Origin of the sequence: Tumebacillus amylolyticus (assembly GCF_016722965.1) — a bacterium.
GTDB classification, from domain to species: Bacteria; Bacillota; Bacilli; order Tumebacillales; family Tumebacillaceae; genus Tumebacillus; species Tumebacillus amylolyticus.
Genome location: NZ_JAEQNB010000022.1, coordinates 1 through 3,613 on the forward strand (window position 1 = coordinate 1; position 3,613 = coordinate 3,613).

The 3,613-nt window shown below is 55.1% G+C and carries 3 protein-coding genes, 6 tRNA genes and 2 rRNA genes; 2 read left to right on the forward strand and 9 right to left on the reverse strand.

Annotation, left to right across the window (positions count from 1 at the left end):
• The 6 genes from JJB07_RS23525 to JJB07_RS23550 form a co-directional block, all read right to left on the reverse strand.
• Positions 1-64, reverse strand: a 16S ribosomal RNA gene (locus JJB07_RS23525); the annotation flags it as partial.
• Positions 65-142: 78 nt separating this feature from the next.
• A tRNA-Ile gene (locus tag JJB07_RS23530) sits at positions 143-219 on the reverse strand.
• 3 nt (positions 220-222) lie between these two features.
• A tRNA-Gly gene (locus JJB07_RS23535) sits at positions 223-296 on the reverse strand.
• Positions 297-310: 14 nt separating this feature from the next.
• A tRNA-Arg gene (locus JJB07_RS23540) sits at positions 311-387 on the reverse strand.
• Positions 388-393: 6 nt separating this feature from the next.
• Positions 394-468: transfer RNA gene (locus JJB07_RS23545), tRNA-Gln, on the reverse strand.
• 24 nt (positions 469-492) lie between these two features.
• A tRNA-Trp gene (locus JJB07_RS23550) sits at positions 493-568 on the reverse strand.
• A gap of 181 nt (positions 569-749) precedes the next feature.
• Between JJB07_RS23550 and JJB07_RS23555 the strand changes: the two genes are divergently transcribed.
• Positions 750-1,937 (forward strand): DUF2339 domain-containing protein, encoded by a 1,188-nt coding sequence (locus tag JJB07_RS23555; protein ID WP_201638494.1) that lies wholly within the window; start codon positions 750-752, stop codon positions 1,935-1,937.
• The gene (locus JJB07_RS23560) at positions 1,834-2,295 is read left to right on the forward strand and encodes a DUF2339 domain-containing protein (RefSeq protein ID WP_236588348.1); all 462 of its coding nucleotides are present in this window, start codon (positions 1,834-1,836) and stop codon (positions 2,293-2,295) included. Before JJB07_RS23555 ends, JJB07_RS23560 begins: the two co-directional genes overlap by 104 nt.
• A gap of 45 nt (positions 2,296-2,340) precedes the next feature.
• On the opposite strand, the gene JJB07_RS23565 is transcribed toward JJB07_RS23560, so the two are convergent.
• From JJB07_RS23565 to JJB07_RS23575, 3 genes are all read right to left on the reverse strand, one after another.
• Complete coding sequence (locus tag JJB07_RS23565) at positions 2,341-3,315, reverse strand: NAD-dependent epimerase/dehydratase family protein (RefSeq protein ID WP_201638496.1); 975 nt, start codon at positions 3,313-3,315, stop codon at positions 2,341-2,343.
• 82 nt (positions 3,316-3,397) lie between these two features.
• Positions 3,398-3,483, reverse strand: a tRNA-Leu gene (locus JJB07_RS23570).
• A 45-nt stretch (positions 3,484-3,528) separates the two neighbouring features.
• Positions 3,529-3,613 (reverse strand): 23S ribosomal RNA (locus JJB07_RS23575); the annotation flags it as partial.

Consider the following 3,613-nt stretch of genomic DNA (forward strand, 5'->3'; position numbering starts at 1 on the left):
CGACTTGCATGTATTAGGCACGCCGCCAGCGTTCGTCCTGAGCCAGGATCAAACTCTCAATAAAAGTTTGGTTCTGACTCGAATCGATCTTCATCTATCACTCGTTTAGTTTTCAAGGATCAAGAAGTAAAAAGTAAATCAGTGGTGGGCCCAAGAAGATTCGAACTTCCGACCTCACGATTATCAGTCGTGCGCTCTAGCCAACTGAGCTATGGGCCCACATGGAGCGGGTGATGGGAATCGAACCCACGCTGTCGGCTTGGGAAGCCGAAGTTCTACCATTGAACTACACCCGCTTATAATGAAGAAATGGCGCGCCCTGAGAGATTCGAACTCCCGGCCTTTTGATTCGTAGTCAAACGCTCTATCCAGCTGAGCTAAGGGCGCGTATGGTGGCTGGGGAGGAAGGGATCGAACCTTCGCATGACGGAGTCAAAGTCCGTTGCCTTACCGCTTGGCGACTCCCCAACGTATGTTTGTCATAAAGGAAATTGGCAGGGGCAGCAGGACTTGAACCCACGACATTCGGTTTTGGAGACCGACGTTCTACCAACTGAACTATGCCCCTGTGCTGTTGACAGGAGTTATCTTAACACGAATGCACGTCCACCTCAATCACTTTGTCGAAACAAATACAAACAAACAATGGCTCTACACGGGCGTCACCTGCCCGCTTCTCCCCAATGCTTGTAATATCATCCGAATCCGCGACATCGCTATTCTCCATTAATTAGGAGGTGCTACACATCATGGGTCAATTCTTCAAACGCAACTGGATCACACTGCTCGGAGCCCTTTTTCTGATTCTGGCCTTCTCTTACCTCTTCAAATACGCCGTCGACAAAGGCTGGATCTCCGACAGCCTCAAGATCGCCGCAGGAATGCTCGTCGGCGTCGGCGTCATTCTGCTGGGCGTACGCAAACTGCTGAGCGTCAACCTCATCCTCGCCCAAGTCGTCACCGGACTCGGCACCGCCCTGTTGTACACCACCTGTTCCTTCGCCGGTGTGTACTTTAATCTCTGGAGCTCCATGACCGTCTTTCTCTCCATGCTCGTCATCACCGCCGGCATCACGGTGCTCGCCTACCGCTACAACCTGCGTATCCTGATGCACATCTCGCTCCTCGGCGGACTGATCTCACCGCTCATCTTGCAGCCGGAGAACGACCAAGTGTTCTCCCTGTTCCTCTACCTGCTGGTGATCAACGCCGCCTACTTCTTCCTCAGCATCAAGAAAAACTGGTTCGAACTCCGCGCCGAAGCCTTCATCGGAACCTGGCTACTCTACCTCGTCTACTACATCCACTTCGACCCCGACACGTGGACCCTGCCCTTGCGCTATGCAGCAGCCGCCTTCTTGTTCTACATCATGAGCTTCCTCTACTCCTCTTGGCAGCAAAACCGCAACTTCGAAGGCCTCAACCTCTACCTAGGATTCGCCAACGGCGTGCTGTTTACCCTCTGGTCCCTGCTCCTCACCGACGGCGTCGTTTCCTACACCGTACCACTCGCCTCGATGGGCGTCGTCTACCTGCTCGCCGCACTCGTCGTCTACCAAGGCAATCGAAACGCCACCCTCGCCCTCTACAGCAAACTGATCGCCGGCGTCCTGCTTCTGCTCATCTCAGGCTCCGAATTCGGGCGGGGTTGGGAGTTCAAACCCCTGCTCTCCGTCTACTTCTGGAGCGCCGTCACCTTCGCCGCCCTCATGGTCGGACAACGAAAAGCCAGCGACCTCTACAAACTACTCGCCGCCGGAATCAATTTGCGTCTCCCTCTATTGGTTCGCCGCCACTTGGGACGCCCCGCTCGGCCTGTGGTTCCACACCTTCCTGCCCTTCCTGAACACATCCGGCGCAGCGTGGATCGTCCTCGCCGCACTCGGCTTCTACCTATCCGTCAAAGTCCAATTCAACTCCAAAAAAGCGGACTCTGAAGCCCTCTCCACCTTCTTCGCCGTCTCCAGTCACGTCATGGTCGGCGGGCTTCTCACATTCCAGATCCTCAACCTCTGGCACTACTACAACCTCGATCCCCACAACCTCTGGCTGAGCCTCTCCCTCTCCTGGGGTCTCTACGCACTTTTGCTGTTTCTCTGGGGAGCTTACAGCAAACAAGCCGCGTTCCGCTGGTTCGGCTCGATCGTACTCGGCCTCGTCGCTCTGAAAACGATCCTCGTCGACCTCGCCGGCTCCGACACGATCTACAAAGTGCTCGTTCTGTTCATCCTCGGGGCCCTCACACTCCTCATCGCCTACATCAACCACAAATGGAACCACGAAAACGAATCATAAAAAAAACGCCTGTGCCCCTCGCGGACACAGGCGTTTTCCCCTTCCTCACGTGATATCGGTGAGGTCGGATTCGTCGGTGGTGCGCTCCCACTCGATGGTGCGGCGCAGACCTTCTTCGTACGGAACGATCTCTTCGTACCCCAATTCACGACGAATCGCCGACGTGTCAAAGATCATCGGTTGTTCCAAATTAGAATCGGTGCGTTCCGATTCCGGGAGTTCATCCTGATTCACCAGAGAGATCTCTCCCTCCCAGCCGAATTGCGTGCCCACATCGCGCACCCAATCGCGGAACGGGCGCGTCTCCGGTTCTCCCACATTGTAGATGCGGTTGGCAGCCCGCTTGTCGGTGACGGCGCAGACGATCGCATGCGCGATGTTCTCCACATACCCGTGGGTCCATCGGAAATTGCCCCATTCCTTCTGCAACTTGATCTCCCCCACCTCTTCGACCATTTGGTCGATGTAGGAGCGGAAACGATGCTGGTTGTCACGCGGGCCATACACCACCGGCAGGCGCAAGATCGTGCCCGGCAACAAGTTCGGCTTGCTCAGATACGCACGCTCACAAGGGATTTTGTCATAGTTGTCAAAAAACTCGCCCGTCCGGGCTCCTCTATAGAGATACAATTCCGTGCGAAGCGGTGAAGATTCGGTGATGACGCTGAGATCGACCGGACTTTGCTCCTTGCCGTGAATGCGACCGAAAGCTTGATAAACATCGCCGGAGGAGATCATGACGGTCCGACGTGCCAAGCCTTGGAACGTGTTCACAACGGCCTGCGCGTCTTTTTCAAAAAACGGGATCATGTCCAATACGACTTCCGGTGCAAATTTCTTGAATTGTGCGACATACTTGGACAGATCTTGGCGATCGCCGCGAATCACTTGCACACCCTCCGGCAGTTTCGTGTCGCTGCGCCCGCGGTTGAAGACAGCGACCGTATGCCCCTGCTCGACGAGCTGTTGCACCACGAACGGCCCGATGAACCCGGTACCTCCGATGATCAGGACTCTCATTCTCTCACTCTCTTTCACGTTGGTTACTACAAGTATATAAAAAAGCTCCCAGAGTTGTAACTCTGGGAGCTTTTTTTTCGGATGGTGCGGTCGAGAAGACTCGAACTTCCACGGGGTAACCCCCACACGCCCCTCAAGCGTGCGCGTCTGCCATTCCGCCACGACCGCAGTAGAAAAACTGGTGTAGCAAACTTTGTGTGTGATTCAAGAACTTAGGATAAGCCCTCGACCGATTAGTACTGGTCAGCTGAATGCCTCGCGGCACGTACACCTCCAGCCTATCAACCCTGTCGTCTAC

What these genes read in the sequence shown, in the direction of transcription:
- JJB07_RS23555 (WP_201638494.1), top strand. Translation starts at nt 750, where the DNA reads ATGGGTCAATTCTTCAAACGCAACTGGATCACACTGCTCGGAGCCCTT.
- JJB07_RS23565 (WP_201638496.1), bottom strand. Translation starts at nt 3,315, where the DNA reads ATGAGAGTCCTGATCATCGGAGGTACCGGGTTCATCGGGCCGTTCGTG.